Genomic DNA, 19,519 nt, shown 5'->3' on the forward strand with positions numbered 1-19,519 from the left:
TTGAGTTTCAATAGTGTGGCGCTCAAACTGAGATTCGATACAGCAAATCCAAGTCCTATTCTGAGTTCTAGGCTCTGATAACTTCTCATCTTCCAAACCGTATTATTCTCATTTTGAGAAAATCTGAGCTGATTTCTCGTTAGCCGGAGATACTTGGTTTCCAAATAAAATTAAAATCACAAAAACTTATATTTTCCTTAATGCATTGATTTTGAATCGGCATTTGCTCGTCTTACTTGCCACCGATGAAACAAGACAGACGAGCACTTGAACAATAGAGCCATGTAGTCGATACTTTTTTCGTATTTTGATTCCTAAATTGACACGTAAGTTGGCTGACTTTTCGTTTTGTGATTTAAGGCATGACAGTATCGATTAGGAACTTTTGATAATGAAAACCTACATTCTTTGGGTACTAGCGCTCATACCATCATACTTGGTTGCTAGTCACTCATTTGCCGTTGGTACAGCGGTAGTATTACCTGGGCAACATGAAGCGGGTGTTGATCTTTCGGGCTCCCCACTATCTACGAATGCCGTCATTGATTGGGAAATTTCCAACAGTGATATTGTGTTCGGAGCTTATGCCGACAAAGCCGACAATGAGCGGGCCACGACAATTGGTTATATGTACAACCAAGTCATGGCGATGAACTCGGGTTGGTTGGAGAACGATCTCCGTAACCAAGCTGAGTTAGAAGGCCTCAATTTCGAAGACTATTTCCTGCACTTTTCTGAAGATACTGTCATTGCCGAAGTTGATAAAACTCATGGCGAAAAGACCCTTTTAAACCGAAAACCTATGATCTTGGGTTATACAGCCAGTGAAGACCATGCTGGTTTTTGGTTGTATCAAGAGCCTCCGTGGGATGCCGATGTGTTTGAGAATTTCGAACAGGGTGGGGCTTTGTATGTCTATCATGCTGAACAGTTCGAACGGCTGACCTTTAAGTTCTCACAGTTTGCTGGCAGCGGTGAATTTTGGATTGAATACCCAACTGCTATTGATTCTCAGGGTAGGGTTTCACAATGGGAAAGGCTTGATGTAAAGAAAGACAAAACGCTCAATATGACCAAAAACCAATCGGTGATCTGGAACCTTCCGGATAACTGGTTAAGAGCTACAACTCATGATGGGAGCGGTGCGAGTTATGGCGGCGGCCAGTATTTTGGTTCAACCTTTTTGAGAGATGGTGGGCGCTTATACGTTGTGAGAGTTCGTTGGCAAAGTGAGAATGCCGACGACAGGCCGCGTTTAAAAGAAGTAAAACTCAAAAACAGTTTTCCAACCGTCAAGTTAACCGATGCTCCGACTTCAACCCCGGACGGCAATGCTATCAGCCAATGGCGAAAAATCCGTGGTTTTGATGTGTCTGCAGATCTAGATGGTGATAACTACTTGTCGCCAAGCGAGTATCGAAATCGAACCAATAAGAACGCGACAGCACGTTTTCGTTGGGAATCAAGAGTGGTGCCATTTGGTCGAATGTGGAGCGCTAACTCATCTTGGTCGCTAACGAACGTCGCAAACGCGGATTATCTATCTGCTATTCATCGCTACTACAAGCAAAGCTGGGCAAGACAAGGTTTGAATGGTGCGTACAACGACGACACAAATAAACTCATTGGCTCGAACCAGTTCTATGTTCACTCTGGCGGGCATGTTCAAGAGTTAGGAGCTGTTGCGGGTTTGAATCAAGCGGATGATCTCTACAAGCAACAATTTTCAGCGTTTCTCAAAAATCTTTCTGCTTTAGAAAGTGATGCGTCGATTGGGTTGAATATCGGAACCGCGAACTTACTGGGTCGAAATGGACAGTCTCATCTTAGCGAGGCGGGCTCTCTGTATTTACGCGAGCACTACATTTTTCCGTCTACTGGGTTTAGTGGTTACTCGGGGCTCTCAAAATTCTGGGATAATTCTGCGCTCGCCTACAATGGGCAAAGTGTTATTTTTCAGGCGACAACGCGTTATGGGCGAGTTCAGTATCTTGGAAATAGTGAAGATAATTGGAAGCAAGACCAATACTCGACCCTAGCGATCTACCACCTCAATCGACACGCTCAACATAGCTACTTTAATCAGTGGAACAATGGTTACGTCTATGGAAGTGGCAATACGACGGCTGACACTTTCTGGCAAAGTGGTGTCCCTAAAAACATCGCCTACCAACCCAGTTCGTTATTGGCCGTTGACTTGGGAGAGCCGAGTCATCAAATCCCACATGGCTTTGCGCCGATTCCTTTGATGCTTTCGACAACGACACCTCAGCCTGCTGACTACACCATCGTTGGCGATTCCTCGATGAACGAAATGGTGCATGCTGATCTGCCCAATGGTATCACTCACGTTCTACCGACGTTCACGTACTTTATGTATCAATCTGAAAATCAGGTGGTTGCTGGTGGCCCTGAGGACATGGTGTTAGCGAGAGAGTTCAGCAATGGTCGTGTGTTGTATCGCACGGATTTCCACGGTAAGAATCCGAGCTTTTATGACGCGGCAAAACTCACCATCGCGCTGGATGTTCCAATGAAACCTGTTGATGCCAACGGTAACGTTGGTGACTATGTGAGTGAAATCGAAATTGGCGGTTATGAAGGGCTGTTCTTACTTTATTAGAACCAATGTGAGTGAGTACTCTCGAACCAGAGCAGACTTGAGCTTAGGTTCGGGATATTAGCTTATTCTTTTTACACTGCTTAAACTCTTTGGCGATCCACGATTGCTCGTTTAAACCATTGTCGATTAAAGCAAAAAGGTAGCCATCGACTTTGCTTGAAGCTGCTGGATATTCTTGAAAAGCGTGCTTAGGGTAGCCGGGGTAATCTGTCTCGTATTGAGCGTCTAACTGCTTACCGAGTTGACGCCATTTTACGAATAACTCAGAAGAAGACGTCTCAACCTTATATTGCCCCAAAATGCGTTGGTGATGGGTTAACGCCACTTTAGCGCAGTGGTTGGTCTGTACGACTTTTTGTATCAATTCAACTTGTTCTTCACTCATGGTTTTCGCCAGTACATTCTCTTGTTCGATGCGCGCCATTCGCTCACCAAACGTTTCAGCATGGATGGGAAACACAAAAGTAAGCGGTAAAGCCAATACCAAAAGACGCTTGTAGAACATAACCAAACTCGTTAGAAGGATTCGCGGCTATTATGCCGCCCGCCGCCAATATTATTAATGAATATAAACGCTTAATTGTAAGAATTATTTTTATCGAGTGGATTAATAAATGCTTTCTGTTTTCTTTTATTCGCTAGGCGAATGGTTTGCTTGTTCCGCTGGAATAACGGCTCTCTCCGATCTTAATTTAATCGGAATATGAGCGGTTAGAGATGTTGGATATCGATCGAGTGGTAAGGAAAGCCGATCGCTTTAGCGGCGTTCAACAAAGCTTGTTGAGTCTTGAATACCCTGGGTTGCATTTTTCTGTCGGATTCAAGAAAGCTGTTTACTCCCCACTTATGACTTTTGACCATTAAGTAATAACCATTAGCTCCAGGGGACACGACACCAATTGCTGCTTTCAGGTCGCCACGACTGAAATGTTTTTTGAACTCACGTAATACCATATCAACATCCTTATTCGATGATAAAAAAAGGGAGCGCATTGCTCCCTAGTTAGTGCTTTTCTTAATGTTTACAAGAATGCGCGGTATGGCAGTTCTGGGTCATTTGTGAAGATGTCTGCAAAGCCACGGAAGTGCTGGTAGTGCATGCGGCCTTTATCTGTTGGGTATGTGTATTTACCACCAACTTGCCAGAAGAAAGGTGCGAAGCCGTATTGAAGACGTTCTTTCTTCATGTTCCACAGCATTTCGATTTCACGCGGGTCATTTTGGAAGTTAGCCCAAATGTCGTGGTGGAACGGAACAACTACTTCACAGTTCAAAGACTCAGCAGCACGAAGAATGTCTGAAGATGTCATTTTGTCTGTTACGCCACGTGGGTTCTCACCGTAAGAAAGCAGTGCAACGTCGATCTTGTGGTCATTACCGTGTTTAGCATAGTAGTTTGAGTAGTGAGAATCACCAGAGTGGTAAACTGAACCGCCTGTTGTTTCTACTAGGTAGTTCACTGCACGGTCGTCCATTCCGTCTAGAATTTCTTTGTCTAGGGAAGATGTTCCTTCAGGAAGTGTCACTAGAGCTGTACGGTCGAATGCGTCAAGAACCTTGATGTTCACGTCTTTGATTTTGATCTCGTCGCCAACTTTAGCAATAACACACCGATCTTCTGGCACACCCCATTTCATCCATAAATCAACACACGCTTTAGGGCCAATGAATTTAACGTGGTCGCCGCAGTTTTGTAGAACTGCCGCTGCAACGTTGATATCAATGTGGTCGCCGTGGTCATGAGATGCCATAACTGCATCGATCTCTTTGATAGCGAAAGGGTCCAATGGGAAGATCGCGGTACGTAGGTTTGGTTGAAGTGCTTCCACACCGCCCATACGCATCATTTGGTGCTGGTTTTTCATTTTTTGAACGGCTTGTGTTTTTTTACCAGTACCACACCAGAAGTCCATTGATAGGTTTGCACCTTCTTCTGATTTTAGCCAAATACCTGTACAACCTAGCCACCACATAGAAAACGTACCCGGTTGCACAACTGTTTGTTCAATCTCTTCATTTAACCATGTGCCCCACTCAGGGAATGTATTTAGGATCCAAGACTCGCGAGTGATTTCGTTTACATTGCTCATGATAATACCTTTTATTTCAATAATTTGATTAATTTTGGATGTAGGGAGCCGAGCGCCTTAATTTGGATTAAGGCACTGAGCTAAATTTATTATTATTGGTGGGCTAGTTAGCCCTGCGATTTAAACTAGGATGACTTGCGTCCCTTGAGCTTCAATCAGTTTTACGACTTCGGGATTGGCGTCTTTACCGGTGATGACAATGTCTATTTGCTTGGTGCTGCAAAAGAGCATTCCGGTACGTTGTCCAACTTTTGAGCTATCGACCACGACGACAAGCTTATCGACCTGTTCGAGCATTTGTTGTTCGGCTACGGCCGTTAACATGTCGGCTTTGTACAGCCCGGCATCGGTTAAGCCTTTACCTGAGGTGAACATCCAGTTTCCCGCATAGCCGCCTAATGAATTAGGGGCAGGGTTTAGAAAGATGTTCTGCGCTTTGTTGTATTGACCACCAATGATGATGACATCGTCATGATCTTCGTTGATCAAGTAGCTTGCGAGTGGAAAGTAGTTCGTTACGATTTGAACGTCATCGCCACATAATTGCTGACCGAGTAGGAAAGCCGTCGAACCACAGTTGATCACGACTGTATCGCCAGCCTGACAAAGCCCTGCAGCTGCTTGAGCAATCTCTGATTTCTCTTCATAGAACTCAGTGCTGTTGATATTCAGTGGTGACCACTTTCTCTTCTGAGTTTCTACTCGTTCCGCACCATTTCGAATTTTTCTAAGTCGGCCAACTTCATCTAACTTAGCGATATCGCGCCTAGCAGTAGCAGGAGAAACGCTAAATTTATCAATAATATGAGAGACGTTGATTGTCTGCATATCTTCTAACAGCGACAAGATGCCGTTATGTCTTTGTACTTCATTCATATTTATCACTCTTTTTGTCGTTGTGACAATTTAATGATTACTTTTGATTTGTTTTGATTCTAATAATCACCATCATGATTGTCAAACCACATCGCTATAAAAACCAGACATTAATCACAATGTTTTATAAGTGGTTGATTTTATTGTATTTATAATTTTTATGTGTGATCTAAAGCTCAATTAAGCACATTCTGGGTGTGGTTAATTGATATAAATCAAAGTAATCACAAGTGAGCATTGAATGATTACTTTTGATTGGTAAAGTCTAGTTCGTGAGCAAAACTAGAATCATCACATCCTACAAATCATTAAAATTAAAAATCAATCAGGGGTAAAGATATGGAATTCTTATACGATATTTTCTATATTTTTTACAGTCAGGTAATGACCAAAGCACCGTTGCTACTCGGTCTTGTTACTTGTCTCGGCTACATCCTTCTAAAACGTGACGCAACAACTGTTATCTCCGGCTCTATTAAAACCATCGTTGGTTTCATGATAGTGCAGGTAGGTGCAGGAACATTGGTAGCGGGTTTTAAACCGGTTATTGAAAAAATGAGTGAAATACATGGATTAACGGGATCGGTAATTGACCCGTACACCTCCATGATGTCCACCATGGAAACCATGGGCGACAACTACTCTTGGGTTGGGTATGCAGTATTACTGGCTCTTGGGCTAAACATTCTACTTGTTGCCTTCCGACGTATTACGGGTATCAGAACCATCATGCTGACTGGGCATATCATGTTCCAGCAAGCTGGCCTCATTGCTGTTTTCTACTTCGTGCTTGGTGCAGGTATGTGGGAAACCATTATTTATTCAGCAATATTGATGGCGTTGTACTGGGGTATCTCCTCAAACATCATGTTCAAGCCGACTCAAGAAGTCACTGGTGGTGCGGGTTTCTCGATTGGTCACCAACAACAGTTTGCTTCATGGGTAGCCACCAAGGTTGCACCGAAGCTTGGCGACAAGAACGACAGTGTTGACCACATCAAACTGCCTAAGTGGTTACACATTTTCCACGACAGTATCGCTGCAACAACGTTAGTAATGACTGGCTTCTTCGGCATTATTCTTCTTTCGTTCGGTCTTGATAACCTTCAGGACATGGCAGGTAAAACGCACTGGTTTATCTACATTTTTGAAACTGGTTTGAAATTCGCTGTTGCCATTCAAGTCATCGTTACTGGTGTTCGCATGTTCGTTGCGGAACTGTCCGAGGCATTTAACGGTATTTCTCAACGCCTTATTCCTAACGCTGTTTTAGCAATCGATTGTGCTGCTATTTACGCCTACTCTCCTAACGCAATGGTATTTGGTTTCATGTGGGGCGCAGTGGGTCAATTCACCGCTGTTCTTGCAATGCTAGCGTTTGACGCACCAATCATGATCATTCCTGGCTTTATCCCAATGTTCTTCTCGAACGCCACTATCGGTGTGTTTGCTAACCACTTTGGTGGCTGGAAAGCGGTGATGAAGATCTGTTTCGTGATGGGCATCATCGAAGTGGTTGGCTCTGCGTGGGCAATCCATATCTTCGCTCAATCAGGTACTGAGTTTAATGGCTGGATGGGCATGGCTGACTGGGCTCTGGTATTCCCACCAATCATGCAAGGTATCTCAAGCTCTAGCATGTTCTTCTTTGTGATTTTGGCTTTGGCTGGCATCTACATGTACTTCGCTTCTAAGCAACTACGAGCTGAAGAAGACGCAGAAGCTGCTGCTGAAACAATGACCGCAGTAACGCCTGAAGGTATTGAGGTTGAAGTCGCGGTTCCACAACAATCGACAGCAACCGCTGAAGCACCATCTGTTTCAACAACGGCAGCTTCTACAACATCAGAAACTCGAATCTCACCAGCCGCTGACCAGAAACCGGTTCGTGTCTTAGTGTGCTGTGGCTCAGGACAAGGTTCTTCAATGATGTGCTCTAAGAAAATCAAAGAGTATTTGGACAAGAAAGGCATCCCAAGCTCGACCTTTAACAGCGCCATCACTGATTACAAATCACACCTTGGTTCATTCGACATCATCGTTACTTCGGTTGCTCTTGCAGCGAAGATCACGGGTCTGCCGGAAGGTAAGCAACAGTTAGCGGTTAAGAACATGATTATGGTGAAAACTTTCGGCGACGAACTTGTTTCCATCATCGAGAACAACTTCCATAAATAATTAAAAACGGCTCAGTGGTGTCGCACTGCTGAGCCAATAAAAACAATTATATAAGTGAGTAATAACATGAACTTAAAAGAATCTCTTATCAAGAATAACTCTATCCTACTGAACGCAAAAGCAGCTGACTGGAAAGCGGCGATTAAGCTAGGTACTGACGCATTGGTGAAAGCGGGCGTGGCTGAAGAGCGTTACTACGACGCGATTACTAAAGCGATTGGCGAAGAAGGCCCTTATATCTGTATTCACGATGCGTTCGCACTGCCTCATTGCCGCCCTGAAGACGGTGTTATTCGTACTGGGTTTGCGCTAACCGTGCTTGAAACGCCAATTACGTTTGAAGGTGTTGATGAGCCTGTAGATGTGCTGATAACACTAGCGGGTAAGGACTCAGAAGAGCACATCGAAGGCACCATGCAAGTGGCGAACTTGATTGAATTCGATGAAGACTTCTCAAAACTTCGCGCGTGCAAAAGCCCAGAAGAAGTGGCGCGTTTAATTGATGCTGCATTGCTTCAAGCGGAAGCGGCGTAAGGAGGCAACGATGTCTAAATATAGCCAATTGAAACAACGTGTTTTAGAAGCCAATTTGCAACTTCCGAAATACGGTTTGGTGACATTTACTTGGGGTAATGTCTCTGAGTTTGACCGTGTTAACGGAGTGATAGCGATTAAACCATCAGGTGTCGAATACAGTGATATGACGGCTGAAGACATGGTGGTCGTCGATCTCGAAGGCAAGGTTGTTGAAGGGAAACTCAATCCTTCAAGCGATACCGCAACGCACTTAGAGCTCTATAAAGCTTTCCCTGAAGTGAGTGGCATTGTTCACACGCATTCACGCAGTGCCACCATTTGGGCACAAGCGGGTATCGACATCCCAGCCTTAGGCACCACTCACGCTGATTATTTCTACGGTGACATCCCATGTACACGTCGATTGTCTCACTCTGAAATTTCTGAAGAGTACGAGAAAAATACTGGCTTGGTGATTATTGAAGAGTTCAAGCAACGTCGAATCGATCCAATGGCCGTTCCAAGTGTGATTGTTGCAGGACATGCGCCGTTCTCTTGGGGCAAAGATGCCAACGACGCCGTTCATAACGCGGTGGTATTAGAAGAAGTGTCGGCAATGGCGTTGGCAACGCGCACCTTGAATAGCGGCATCAAAATTCAGCCAGAACTATCCGACAAACACTACTTACGTAAGCACGGTGAAAATGCTTATTACGGCCAACAGTAAATCGGATTTCGTTTAAGTAAGTCGTTTCTATTCGAAGTAGCTTCAATATTGATTAGGCCCGACTTCAGGGAATAAGTAGAGGACTCTATGTATAAAGTGCTGGCGTTAGATCTCGATGGAACCGTGTTAAAGGATGATCACACGATTCATCCAGAAGTAAAAAAGGCGATTCAAGAAGCCAAACAAAGTTGTCACGTCATGATTGTTACTGGCCGACACCACACAGCAGCACGACCTTACTATTACGAATTGGGGCTAGATACTCCAATCATCTGCTGTAACGGCACTTATGTTTATGACTATCAAACTGAAACGGTATTGACTCAAAACGCCATAGAGAAAGATAAGGCACTTACTTTCATTAACATGGCTGACGAGTTTCAGCTCAAGATGGTGATGTATATAACTCATGCCATGACGTACTCACAGTACAACCCATTTGCCTACATGTTGGCATTGGAAAGCTGGGCTGAAACGGCACCAGAGCAACATCGCCCACAAATTTACCAAGTGGAATCATTCATAGAAACAGCTCAACAAGCTGAACACGTTTGGAAGTTTGTGGTAGAGGGGAGCCAAGATTCCGTCGACCGTTTAATGCAACACCCATGGATAGGAGAGAACTTCAACGGTGAGCGTTCTTGGTCAAACCGAATCGACTTTGCTGCAAAAGGTAACAGTAAGGGCCTACGCCTTGCTGAATACATCGCAGAACTCGGTTATCACGCCGATGACGTCATTGCCGTCGGTGATAACCACAACGACATATCCATGATTAAGTACGCCGGATTCGGTGTAGCGATGCTCAATGCTGATGACATCGTCAAATCACACGTTCAACGCGTGTGCTCAACAGATAACAACCATGATGGCTTAGCCCGTCTAATACGTGAACAAATTAAAGGATAACAACATGACTAAACCAATGATTCAGATCGCCCTAGACCAAACAAATCTTCCTGCCGCAATTGAAGTGGCAAACAACGTTGAAAGCTTTGTTGATGTGATTGAAGTGGGCACTATTTTGGCTTTTGCTGAAGGTATGACAGCGGTTTCTACCCTTCGTAAAAACCACCCAGACCATATCCTTGTGTGCGATATGAAAACCACCGATGGCGGCGCAATTTTGGCTCGAATGGCATTCGAAGCGGGTGCTGATTGGATAACCGTTTCTGCGGCTGCACACATCGCAACCATTGGTGCGTGTAAGAAAGTCGCTGACGAATTTAACGGTGAAATACAAATCGAAATTTACGGCAATTGGACAATGGACGATGCTCAATCTTGGGTCGACCTAGGTATCTCTCAAGCTATCTATCACCGTTCTCGTGACGCTGAATTAGCTGGTGTGGGCTGGACTGAAGAAGATCTTGTGAAGATGCGTGCATTGTCTGAAATGGGCATCGAGCTTTCTATCACAGGTGGCATCGTGCCTGAAGACCTTTACCTATTTGAAGGCATTAAAGCGAAAACCTTTATTGCAGGTCGCGCACTTGCGGGTGAAAAAGGTAAAGAAACAGCAGAAGCACTAAAAGCTCAGATCGACCGTTACTGGAATTAGGAGGCGTTATGTACCAAAACTTATTACGCCACCGAGTAGGGCTTTATGAGAAGGCCCTACCTAACGAACTCAGCTGGGAAGACAAACTGGCAACAACCAAAGAGCTCGGCTTTGATTTTCTTGAGATATCGGTAGATGAATCAGACGAGCGCCGTAGCCGTTTGGATTGGAATGACGATGAAGTGTATGTCTTACGTCGCCTGTGTGAAAAGCATGGTGTACCGCTGCAATCCATGTGTTTAAGCGCGCATCGCAAGTTCCCATTTGGATCTGCAGATCCGGTGATTCGTGAACAAGCGGCTATCCATATGGAAAAAGCGATCTCACTCGCTTACAAATTGGGTATTCGTACCATCCAATTGGCTGGGTATGACGTTTACTACGAGCCTGCGGATAAGGTGACTCACCAGAGGTTCATTGAAGGCATGAAGCTTTCTGCGCAGTTGGCGGAAAGGTCGGGCGTTATGCTCGCTGTGGAGATCATGGATACCGATTACTTGAACTCTTTGAGCAAGTTTGAAGTGCTGAGTCGTGAAGTCAATTCACCGTATTTCACGGCGTATCCAGATGTGGGTAATATCTCCGGTTGGAATTACGACATAGTGACGGAACTAAAGTTGAGCAAGCCTCATATCACTCAGATCCACCTCAAAGACACTTATAAAGTGACTGACGAATACAAAGGTCAATTTCGAGACTTAGTGATTGGTGATGGTGAAGTCGACTTTAATGCCATTTTTGAAACGTTGAAAGAGACTGAGTGCGTCGTACCACTCGTGATTGAGATGTGGGCTCAAGATGAGCGTTGGAAAGAGAATATTCTGACGGCACAAAAGCGTTTGAACGAGGTATGTGTGCAAACGGGTGTTCCGATGTTGTTTGACCACTAGCTCTACTTAGAATGATTAACCCGTTTCTCTTTGCGTTCTCAATGCTCCTAACGAAAAGAGAAAATGCAGCATATTGCCCCCCAATATGCTGCATTTTTATATCAACATGTCGCTCTAAACTGTTGAAGCTGAGGTTATGTCAATTTCGAAATAGTGGCTGTTCTTAAACAGCAATAGTCACATGATCACGGCCTACTTCAGCCATCTTAATTAGGTAGTCCGTATGGTATTTCTTCTTGATGACGATTTGGCTACCGATTTCAGCAACAATCTTCACGACCTCTAACGCATCAGAAGGATGCAATGAAGAATCTTTTGAAATTTCGATATTAACGCCCAAATTTGCCAGTTTCATAATGTCGCTAGAGTGCATGATAATATCCAATATATTTTATTATGGTGGACTATATCATCATCGATTAATTCAACGCCACTCTGCTAAGCCCAAAGTTTTGAACGATGCCCTCAAACTATGATTTCAATATGCAAGTAGTGAAATTTGATCGCAAACTGATACCATGGTCTTTCTTATGGGATTATGCCAACTTTGGCGGGGATGTTGTTGTTCAGTCTCGTGTGAAGAAATGAACAGTCAACTTGATAGGTTTTATCTATAACAAAGATAAATAGAAACGATTATGTTTATTTTTAATGCCGACCTATTCTTTATCCACACTAATTCAATGGTTTAAATGCTGGGTCTACTTAAATTTACGGTGTCACAACGATTGTGCACATTTACCCTCTAAGGAATCGATCATGAGTAAAAAACTAACTACAGCAGCAGGTTGTCCTGTCGCTCATAACCAGAATGTTCAAACGGCGGGCAAACGTGGTCCACAACTTCTTCAAGACGTTTGGTTTTTGGAGAAATTGGCCCATTTTGATCGTGAAGTGATTCCAGAGCGTCGTATGCACGCGAAAGGCTCAGGTGCTTACGGCACATTTACCGTTACACACGACATCACAAAATACACCAAGGCAAAATTGTTCTCTGAAATAGGTAAAAAAACCGACTTGTTTGCACGTTTCACTACAGTTGCGGGTGAGCGCGGTGCTGCCGATGCTGAACGTGATATTCGTGGCTTTGCATTGAAGTTTTATACTGAAGAAGGCAACTGGGATATGGTGGGCAACAACACGCCAGTATTCTTCCTTCGTGATCCTCTTAAGTTCCCTGACTTAAACCACGCGGTGAAACGTGACCCACGCACCAACATGCGTAGCGCGAAAAACAACTGGGATTTCTGGACTTCTTTGCCGGAAGCTCTGCACCAAATTACTATCGTAATGAGTGACCGTGGTATCCCTGCGACTTACCGTCACATGCACGGCTTTGGTAGCCACACGTTCAGCTTCATCAACGCTGATAACGAACGTTTCTGGGTGAAATTCCACTTCAAATCTCAGCAAGGTATTAAGAACCTTTCTGATGCAGAAGCGGCACAAGTGATCGGTGATGATCGCGAAAGCCACCAACGTGATTTGCTAGACAGCATCGATAACCAAGATTTCCCGAAATGGACGTTGAAAGTACAAGTGATGCCAGAAGCGGATGCAGCGAAGGTTCCATACAACCCGTTCGATTTGACTAAGATCTGGCCTCATGCAGATTACCCGTTGATCGAAGTGGGCGAATTTGAGCTAAATCGTAACCCGCAAAACTTCTTCGCAGAAGTAGAGCAGTCAGCATTCAACCCAGCGAACGTAGTTCCAGGTATCAGCTTCTCGCCAGACAAGATGCTGCAAGGTCGTCTGTTTGCTTACGGTGATGCACAACGTTACCGTTTGGGTGTAAACCATCAGCACATTCCAGTGAATGCGCCTCGTTGCCCAGTACACAGCTACCACCGTGATGGCGCGATGCGTGTCGATGGTAACTTCGGTGGCACATTAGGTTATGAGCCAAACAACGAAGGTCAATGGGCTGAGCAACCAGATTTCGCTGAACCAGCACTGAACCTAGATGGCGCAGCAGCACACTGGGATCACCGCGAAGATGAAGATTACTTCTCGCAACCGGGTGACTTGTTCCGCCTAATGACACCAGAGAAGCAAGCGATTCTTTTTGATAACACTGCTCGCAACCTAGGCGGCGTGCCAAAAGAGATTCAATTGCGTCACCTAAGACACTGTTACAAAGCTGACCCTGCATACGGTGAAGGCATTGGTAAACTGCTTGAAATCGACGTGAGCGAATTTAAGTCGTAATAAATCATCTTGATTCGTTAATTGAAAGGCCGTTGAGTGAATCACTCAACGGCCTTTTTTGATCTCGCTGTTTATTAAGCAACCCTAAATCATTGAAAAATTTAATAATCCACATTGATAGTTTTTACCTATCGAATTGATAAATCTATCCCATTATCTTTGTAAGAGTGATGGGATTATTCTACGACTATCAGTTTATAAAGTAGAAGAGTTTGAGATGAATAAGAGCGCATTAATCGTTGAAGGTGGAGCAATGAGAGGTATTTTTGCTGCTGGAGTTTTAGACGCCTTCATGCAAGACGATTTCCGTCCTTATGATTTTGCCATCGGCGTATCTGCAGGTGTGTCGAATCTGGTTGGCTACTTATCTCATGCACCAAAACGCAGTTATGATGTGATCACCACGATGGCGACGGATAAAACTTTCTTTAATCCTGCTCGCTTTGCCAAAGGCGGTAACTTGGTAGATGTTAAATGGTTATGGAACGAATCCAATCAACGTTATCCGCTCGATTGTGGTGAGTTGTTTTCAAGTATCCCACTCATTGCTGCTGTCACAAATGTCGATACGGGCAGTGCAGACTACTACCATATTAAGCCAGAAAACCTTTCTAATGTTGTTGAAGCAACAACGGCTTTACCTATCGCTTACCGTGAAACTCCGTGTTTCTCTGGTGGCTGTTATACCGATGGCGGTGTAGCCGATTCGATTCCGGTTCGTGAAGCATATCGCCGTGGCGCACGCGATATTACCGTGATTCTGTCTCACCCATTGAGCTACCGAATGAAGCCTCAAAAGCACCAATGGATGCTGAAGAAACTATTAAAGAAATTCCCGAATATTGCTGAGTCGATGGCGGTACGTGCTGAAAACTACAACCAGTCTCTGGAGTTCATTCGTAACCCACCCAAAGATGCGACTATTAAAGTGATAGCGCCACCTGAAGCCTTCGCGGTTAAGCGTTTAACTATGGATCAAAGTACTCTTAATACAGGTTACGAGATGGGCGTCAAAGCCGGTGAAGAGCACCTTGCTATTAGAAAAGGCGTTTATGGTTTAGACACTGAAGATTGTCATTTCTGCGTCTAGGAACGGTTTTAGAATACTGAATAAACGACGAAGCCACGCTGTTCACTTCAGAATAGCGTGGCTTTGTATCTGTAGACCTAGTTTGTTTTTAACTCAGCCTGCTGTTAACTCAATCTGTTATTAAACGAGTTCGTTGCCGCTGGTGTTGCCAGCAAAGAAAGCATCAACACTGGTGAGTGTTGTGTTCGCGATATTGAACAGAGCATCTTTGGTTAAGAAAGCTTGGTGACCTGTGAACAGCACGTTGTGACAAGCAGATAGACGGCGGAACACATCATCGACAATCACGTCATTTGATTTGTCTTGGAAGAACAGCTCTTTCTCGTTGTCATACACATCAAGACCAAGTGCGCCAATCTTACTCTGTTTAAGCGCTTCGATAGCAGCTGTGGAATCCAGTAGTTCACCACGGCTGGTGTTGACAATCATCACGCCGTCTTTCATCTTCTCAAACGCAGTCGCATCTAATAGGTGGTAGTTCTCTTTACTCATTGGGCAGTGTAGAGAAATCACATCAGACTCTTGGTAAAGTTCGTCGAGTTCAACGTATTTAGCGCCTAACTCAACAGCTAACGGGTTTGGATATGGGTCATAGCATAGGATATTCATGCCTAAACCCTTCAAAATTCGCATCGTCGCTAGGCCAATCTTACCCGAGCCAATCATACCGACCGTTTTACCGTGGAAGTTAAAGCCAACTAACCCCTCAAGAGAGAAGTTCGCATCACGAGTGCGTTGGTATGCCTTGTGTAGTTTACGGTTCAAACACATCATCATGCCAACCGTGTGTTCTGCTACCGATTCTGGTGAGTAAGCCGGAACGCGAACCACTTGCAGACCAAACTCTTTGGCTGCGTCTAGGTCGACCTTGTCAAAGCCCGCACAGCGCATCGCGATTAACTTGGTGCCGCCTTGAGCAAGAATCTCTAACACGTCTCGCGATAGGTCATCGTTTACAAACGCACAAACCACTTCGTTGTCGTGCGCCATTTTTGCTGTTGTTGTGGTGAGTCGAAAATCGTGAAAATGAAACTCAGCGTTGAGTTCGCCTTTTGCCAGTTCGAATGATTTTTCGTCGTATGATTTGGAGCTAAAAAAAGCAATGTTGAGCATGGCTTCCTCTCTTACCTAAAATATAAATAACCCACTGATTCATTCTCTGAAACGGGATTAAAACAAGGGCATGTTGACCTTTCGCGGTTAAGTTTTGTTCGAGATAAAATCGTTTTAATCGCGACGAGAGGTTTGCCGCCTAGTCATTCTAAGCAAAACCCTCTCAACAAAGAGTAAAACGATTTTAGCCGAACCCTTCGGGCAGTGTTTGTGGTTCCTTTCTACAGCGTTATCGAATTCTCATGTAGGCGAGCTACACGTCGAATTCTCTGCCTTGTATAAATAACCCACAAACGGCTGCAAAAATCAGCTCGATAGGTCAACATGCCCTACAACTCTGTTCAGTGTGCTAGAGTTTTTTTCTCTTGTCTATCACCATTAGTCATTGTAATTGCTATGGTTATTTGATCTTTTGTCTTCACTTATTGAACATTAAAAATCACATTACGAGGTTGCTTGCTTATAAGTTCATCAATATTGAATGAATCTTACTTTCGGGTGTGGAACGTTGAATTTTCCAGTGTGACGGAATACGTAAATGACTCATATAAAACCTCTTCTCTAACTGTTCTTTGAAAGTTGTGCTTCTGTCTAACGAGTGGCGGTTGTTATTTACCAGTAGTTCTCACTGCTGAATTGACCGGGTTTTCTGCGTAAGTGCTTTTCGAAACCTAAGCTAGTTAGCGCTTCGCTTGTGTCACGAACCATTTGCGGATTGCCGCAAAGGTAGAAAAAACTGCGGGTTTGATTGAAAGCGACAGACGCGGCTTGCTCGAGGTCGCCTCCAAGTAACAAATTTGGGATTCGTCCGCGCAAAGTTCCGGTAACTGATTCTCTAGAAATAATTGGCACATATTTAAGTCTCCCTTGAAAGTGATTAACGAGTTGAGTGATACGATCTCGATAAGTCAGGTCTTGCTCTGTTCTTACAGCATGCACTAGAACCAGATTCTTGAATGAAGAGGCTTTGTCTGAAGCCAACTCATTTTGCTGTATCTGCATGCTCTCAAGTATTGAGATAAATGGGCCTACCGCGGTTCCGGTTGAAAGCATCCATAGATCGTCGGCGATCTCTGGGATCTCATCTAATGTCATAAAGCCACTTGGGTCTTTCCCGACAAAGATGTCATCACCAGCTTGCAATTCGTGAAGTTGAGGCGAGAGCTGACCGTTCTGATCCTTAATAATCAAAAACTCTAGATGCTGATGTCCTTGCTCATGCTCTGGCGCGTTCACCATCGAATAGGCGCGTCTTACGAACTCATCCTCACTGTTAAGTAAGCCAAGTTTCGTGAACTGACCTGCCTGATAAGAAGAGACAGGTGCACTAACCTGGAGTGAGAACAATTGATCTGTCCATTCTGTTTTGTTTAGGACTTTGCCTGTAACTAAACCATGAGGAATATCTGTCATATCATCCACCTTTAAGAAGAGAAGTTATCTCATTAAGGATACTCAACTATTTACACTTTAGAGTTGCATGTACCACGCCAATAATGAGAATGCTTATCAATACTGATTGGAGGTTAATTATTGGGTCGAATGTTGTCAAAAAGACAATATACTATTTGAGTCCAAATGACTCGTACATGTGTTTTTGGTTTCGTTTTAATAGACTTTAGCTGGTTGAACATCGTTAACATAGGTTGAGTGGTTTGACCCCTAGGATATTCAATCAATTACTGAAGAGAATAATTTATAGATGCGTATAATGGCGGCTTTCGATCTCAATATAGCCGTGTTTTATGCTTGATAATCTTCGTATGGCCTTGAACGTGTTGTTCGTGACCATCAATACTGCAATGACTGCGTTTACCGTAAGCTTCTTTGGCCTCATTAAACTAATTCTTCCAATCCCTGTTGTGCAGAAGTCATGTACTCGTCTCGCTAACTTCACATTCTGGTGTTGGGCTTCTCTTAATTTATGGATGTTGAACGCCAATAACGATATCGAATGGCAAGTGGAAGGGGGGGAAGATATTTCGACCAAGCAGTGGTATTTGATGATGTCTAACCACCTAAGCTGGGCAGATATTGTGATTTTGTCTTCAATCCTAAAAGACAAAATGCCGATGACGAAGTACTTCTTGAAACATGAATTGTTGTACGTACCATTTGTTGGCTTGGCCTGCTGGGGCTTAGATATGCCATTCATGAGACGCCACTCTCGTGAGTTCCTATTACGCAACCCAGAACGCCGTAATGATGATTTTAATGCAATCAATAAAGCGTGTACTAAGTTCAAATTAGCACCGACAACATTGGTTAATTTTGTTGAAGGGACTCGTGCAAACCACGAGAAACTGGCGTCAGCAAAGACCCCTTATCGCCACTTATTGAAGCCGAAAACTGGGGGCGTGGCATTTGCTTTATCTGCAATGGGCCCAATTTTGGATGGCATCGTGGATGTGACCTTAGCTTACCCTGAAAACCAAACCTCTCCGTTTGAAGATATGCTGAAGGGCAAAATGACTAAGGTCGTTGTGCGTATTAAATTGCATCCAATGGATGAGAACGTGAACGGTAATTACTTTGAAGATAAGGCTTTTAAACGTCGCTTCCACAATTGGTTGAACAGCACGTGGAAAGAGAAAGACGTCTACCTTGATACGGTTTATGGGGTTGATAAGCCTTCTGAGGTAGAGACAGTTGACGAGCCTGATGTGGCTTATAAGAAACAAGAACAGTAAGCTAAAACTGAATCGATAGCATTAATAAAGCCGATAGCTCATTGAACTATCGGCTTTTTTATTAATTTGACTTTCTTAATATTCAAACCATTAAGTTAGTACTTACTATGGCTTAACCGCCTGGTAAGCATCAATAATATGCTTTACTTGGCTAGGTTTGCCTTGCTTCTCTTGTCCTTGATGGATACGTAAGTAGTGCTGCAATGTTTTGGCTTTGTATTGCTGTGATACCTTCACTTGTTCATCACAACTTGGTGTCCAGATCTTGTCACCGACGTTTGATATCTCGCTAACGGTTTGGCTCTTTTCTGAATCACCGCGACTATTACTCACCAATAAAATCTCGTAGTAACGACGGTTCTCTTCAATCAACACTTCATCAATAAGACCAAAATGGATCGCCTTTAAATGGCTTCTCAACTCGAATTGCTGATGCACCGGACAAAGCAAGAAATCGATCGCTTTGTCTGGGTGTTGACGATGAATATCATCGACGAGCTTTTGAGTAAGATCGCCACCGACGCCCGCAATAATCACCAGGTGTTTGCCAGTATGTTTCTCAAGCGGGATAGCGGCGACATCCATACAGTAGACTTGCCATTGGCTAGTCACTTTCTGTTCTGCTATTGCACCTTGCGGAAAGTAACGCGTAAGTTTGCTTTCCAAATCGCTCATAAGAGACGGGACAATATCGACAAAGTGAAGCTGAGGCGCTTTATTATCCGATAACAGTTGAACACCCAAAAAGCCATGATCACAGCAACAGTCCCAAATATGCTGGTAGTCATTGCTGACAAGGGAGTGGAGAGTTTGCAGTCGGTTACTTAGCTTCATAAGGTTCGCGTCGTTAGAAAAGGGGTGTTGTCTTATCGAAGGCGCATTGTAATGACTTTCTAGAAAAACAAAAGCATCTAGGGTGTGAATCCTAGGTGCTTTGTAGTGGCTACAGAATTG

General features: G+C 44.1%; 18 protein-coding genes. 10 read left to right on the forward strand and 8 right to left on the reverse strand.

The features are described 5' to 3' along the window. Positions 1 to 391: 391 nt before the first annotated feature. Complete coding sequence (locus AB4185_RS01340) at positions 392 to 2,623, forward strand: hypothetical protein (protein ID WP_372134706.1); 2,232 nt, start codon at positions 392 to 394, stop codon at positions 2,621 to 2,623. Between the two features lie 43 nt (positions 2,624 to 2,666). On the opposite strand, the gene AB4185_RS01345 is transcribed toward AB4185_RS01340, so the two are convergent. The 4 genes from AB4185_RS01345 to ulaR form a co-directional block, all read right to left on the reverse strand. Next, entirely contained in the window at positions 2,667 to 3,128 is a 462-nt protein-coding gene (locus AB4185_RS01345; protein ID WP_017060924.1) for a hypothetical protein, read from the reverse strand. A 206-nt stretch (positions 3,129 to 3,334) separates the two neighbouring features. Next, positions 3,335 to 3,577 carry a hypothetical protein gene (locus tag AB4185_RS01350; RefSeq protein WP_017065673.1) on the reverse strand — a complete coding sequence of 81 codons (243 nt, stop codon included), beginning with the start codon at positions 3,575 to 3,577 and terminating at the stop codon, positions 3,335 to 3,337. A 68-nt stretch (positions 3,578 to 3,645) separates the two neighbouring features. Continuing rightward, positions 3,646 to 4,713: an L-ascorbate 6-phosphate lactonase gene (ulaG, locus tag AB4185_RS01355; protein ID WP_017060922.1), complete on the reverse strand. Its 1,068-nt coding sequence runs from the start codon at positions 4,711 to 4,713 to the stop codon at positions 3,646 to 3,648. A 120-nt stretch (positions 4,714 to 4,833) separates the two neighbouring features. Next, on the reverse strand, positions 4,834 to 5,589 hold the full coding sequence (ulaR, locus tag AB4185_RS01360) for an HTH-type transcriptional regulator UlaR (RefSeq protein ID WP_017064005.1): 756 nt from the start codon (positions 5,587 to 5,589) through the stop codon (positions 4,834 to 4,836). 339 nt (positions 5,590 to 5,928) lie between these two features. Here ulaR and AB4185_RS01365 point away from each other — a divergent pair, with 339 nt between their 5' ends. The 6 genes from AB4185_RS01365 to AB4185_RS01390 all read left to right on the forward strand — a co-directional run bounded on the left by AB4185_RS01365 (position 5,929) and on the right by AB4185_RS01390 (position 11,461). Beyond that, positions 5,929 to 7,767, forward strand: a complete 1,839-nt coding sequence (locus AB4185_RS01365; RefSeq protein WP_017060920.1) for a PTS ascorbate-specific subunit IIBC — start codon at positions 5,929 to 5,931, stop codon at positions 7,765 to 7,767. A 66-nt stretch (positions 7,768 to 7,833) separates the two neighbouring features. Then, entirely contained in the window at positions 7,834 to 8,301 is a 468-nt protein-coding gene (locus AB4185_RS01370) for a PTS sugar transporter subunit IIA (RefSeq protein WP_017069724.1), read from the forward strand. Between the two features lie 10 nt (positions 8,302 to 8,311). Continuing rightward, the gene (locus AB4185_RS01375) at positions 8,312 to 9,010 is read left to right on the forward strand and encodes an L-ribulose-5-phosphate 4-epimerase (protein ID WP_017064003.1); all 699 of its coding nucleotides are present in this window, start codon (positions 8,312 to 8,314) and stop codon (positions 9,008 to 9,010) included. Between the two features lie 87 nt (positions 9,011 to 9,097). Continuing rightward, a complete protein-coding gene (locus AB4185_RS01380) occupies positions 9,098 to 9,919 on the forward strand; it encodes a pyridoxal phosphatase (RefSeq protein WP_017064002.1) in 822 nt (273 codons plus the stop codon). A 4-nt stretch (positions 9,920 to 9,923) separates the two neighbouring features. After that, entirely contained in the window at positions 9,924 to 10,571 is a 648-nt protein-coding gene (locus AB4185_RS01385; protein ID WP_017064001.1) for a 3-keto-L-gulonate-6-phosphate decarboxylase UlaD, read from the forward strand. An 8-nt stretch (positions 10,572 to 10,579) separates the two neighbouring features. Further along, complete coding sequence (locus AB4185_RS01390; protein WP_065583765.1) at positions 10,580 to 11,461, forward strand: L-ribulose-5-phosphate 3-epimerase; 882 nt, start codon at positions 10,580 to 10,582, stop codon at positions 11,459 to 11,461. A gap of 163 nt (positions 11,462 to 11,624) precedes the next feature. Here the strand turns inward: AB4185_RS01390 and AB4185_RS01395 are convergent, their stop codons facing one another. After that, on the reverse strand, positions 11,625 to 11,834 hold the full coding sequence (locus tag AB4185_RS01395; RefSeq protein ID WP_065583766.1) for a hypothetical protein: 210 nt from the start codon (positions 11,832 to 11,834) through the stop codon (positions 11,625 to 11,627). A gap of 386 nt (positions 11,835 to 12,220) precedes the next feature. On the opposite strand from AB4185_RS01395, the gene AB4185_RS01400 reads away from it, so the two are divergent. Together AB4185_RS01400 and AB4185_RS01405 are read left to right on the forward strand one after the other, a co-directional pair. Further along, the gene (locus AB4185_RS01400; RefSeq protein WP_017066332.1) at positions 12,221 to 13,672 is read left to right on the forward strand and encodes a catalase; all 1,452 of its coding nucleotides are present in this window, start codon (positions 12,221 to 12,223) and stop codon (positions 13,670 to 13,672) included. A 217-nt stretch (positions 13,673 to 13,889) separates the two neighbouring features. After that, positions 13,890 to 14,762, forward strand: a complete 873-nt coding sequence (locus AB4185_RS01405; RefSeq protein ID WP_065583767.1) for a patatin family protein — start codon at positions 13,890 to 13,892, stop codon at positions 14,760 to 14,762. A gap of 120 nt (positions 14,763 to 14,882) precedes the next feature. On the opposite strand, the gene AB4185_RS01410 is transcribed toward AB4185_RS01405, so the two are convergent. Together AB4185_RS01410 and AB4185_RS01415 are read right to left on the reverse strand one after the other, a co-directional pair. Beyond that, complete coding sequence (locus AB4185_RS01410) at positions 14,883 to 15,875, reverse strand: 2-hydroxyacid dehydrogenase (RefSeq protein WP_065583768.1); 993 nt, start codon at positions 15,873 to 15,875, stop codon at positions 14,883 to 14,885. Between the two features lie 612 nt (positions 15,876 to 16,487). Further along, positions 16,488 to 17,288, reverse strand: a complete 801-nt coding sequence (locus tag AB4185_RS01415; protein ID WP_372134708.1) for a ferredoxin--NADP reductase — start codon at positions 17,286 to 17,288, stop codon at positions 16,488 to 16,490. Between the two features lie 332 nt (positions 17,289 to 17,620). Between AB4185_RS01415 and AB4185_RS01420 the strand changes: the two genes are divergently transcribed. Then, entirely contained in the window at positions 17,621 to 18,565 is a 945-nt protein-coding gene (locus AB4185_RS01420; RefSeq protein WP_229648081.1) for an acyltransferase, read from the forward strand. 105 nt (positions 18,566 to 18,670) lie between these two features. On the opposite strand, the gene AB4185_RS01425 is transcribed toward AB4185_RS01420, so the two are convergent. After that, positions 18,671 to 19,399: a tRNA (adenine(22)-N(1))-methyltransferase TrmK gene (locus tag AB4185_RS01425; RefSeq protein ID WP_017069730.1), complete on the reverse strand. Its 729-nt coding sequence runs from the start codon at positions 19,397 to 19,399 to the stop codon at positions 18,671 to 18,673. Between the last annotated feature and the right edge of the window lie 120 nt (positions 19,400 to 19,519).

Origin of the sequence: Vibrio sp. 10N.286.48.F5, from assembly GCF_041469785.1 — a bacterium.
Lineage (GTDB): Bacteria > Pseudomonadota > Gammaproteobacteria > Enterobacterales > Vibrionaceae > Vibrio > Vibrio crassostreae_C.

What these genes read in the sequence shown, in the direction of transcription:
- AB4185_RS01385 (WP_017064001.1), top strand. Translation starts at nt 9,924, where the DNA reads ATGACTAAACCAATGATTCAGATCGCCCTAGACCAAACAAATCTTCCT.
- AB4185_RS01410 (WP_065583768.1), bottom strand. Translation starts at nt 15,875, where the DNA reads ATGCTCAACATTGCTTTTTTTAGCTCCAAATCATACGACGAAAAATCA.
- ulaR (WP_017064005.1), bottom strand. Translation starts at nt 5,589, where the DNA reads ATGAATGAAGTACAAAGACATAACGGCATCTTGTCGCTGTTAGAAGAT.
- AB4185_RS01350 (WP_017065673.1), bottom strand. Translation starts at nt 3,577, where the DNA reads ATGGTATTACGTGAGTTCAAAAAACATTTCAGTCGTGGCGACCTGAAA.
- AB4185_RS01340 (WP_372134706.1), top strand. Translation starts at nt 392, where the DNA reads ATGAAAACCTACATTCTTTGGGTACTAGCGCTCATACCATCATACTTG.
- AB4185_RS01395 (WP_065583766.1), bottom strand. Translation starts at nt 11,834, where the DNA reads ATGCACTCTAGCGACATTATGAAACTGGCAAATTTGGGCGTTAATATC.
- AB4185_RS01345 (WP_017060924.1), bottom strand. Translation starts at nt 3,128, where the DNA reads ATGTTCTACAAGCGTCTTTTGGTATTGGCTTTACCGCTTACTTTTGTG.
- AB4185_RS01370 (WP_017069724.1), top strand. Translation starts at nt 7,834, where the DNA reads ATGAACTTAAAAGAATCTCTTATCAAGAATAACTCTATCCTACTGAAC.
- AB4185_RS01375 (WP_017064003.1), top strand. Translation starts at nt 8,312, where the DNA reads ATGTCTAAATATAGCCAATTGAAACAACGTGTTTTAGAAGCCAATTTG.
- ulaG (WP_017060922.1), bottom strand. Translation starts at nt 4,713, where the DNA reads ATGAGCAATGTAAACGAAATCACTCGCGAGTCTTGGATCCTAAATACA.
- AB4185_RS01415 (WP_372134708.1), bottom strand. Translation starts at nt 17,288, where the DNA reads ATGACAGATATTCCTCATGGTTTAGTTACAGGCAAAGTCCTAAACAAA.
- AB4185_RS01380 (WP_017064002.1), top strand. Translation starts at nt 9,098, where the DNA reads ATGTATAAAGTGCTGGCGTTAGATCTCGATGGAACCGTGTTAAAGGAT.
- AB4185_RS01390 (WP_065583765.1), top strand. Translation starts at nt 10,580, where the DNA reads ATGTACCAAAACTTATTACGCCACCGAGTAGGGCTTTATGAGAAGGCC.
- AB4185_RS01420 (WP_229648081.1), top strand. Translation starts at nt 17,621, where the DNA reads ATGCTTGATAATCTTCGTATGGCCTTGAACGTGTTGTTCGTGACCATC.
- AB4185_RS01365 (WP_017060920.1), top strand. Translation starts at nt 5,929, where the DNA reads ATGGAATTCTTATACGATATTTTCTATATTTTTTACAGTCAGGTAATG.
- AB4185_RS01425 (WP_017069730.1), bottom strand. Translation starts at nt 19,399, where the DNA reads ATGAAGCTAAGTAACCGACTGCAAACTCTCCACTCCCTTGTCAGCAAT.
- AB4185_RS01405 (WP_065583767.1), top strand. Translation starts at nt 13,890, where the DNA reads ATGAATAAGAGCGCATTAATCGTTGAAGGTGGAGCAATGAGAGGTATT.
- AB4185_RS01400 (WP_017066332.1), top strand. Translation starts at nt 12,221, where the DNA reads ATGAGTAAAAAACTAACTACAGCAGCAGGTTGTCCTGTCGCTCATAAC.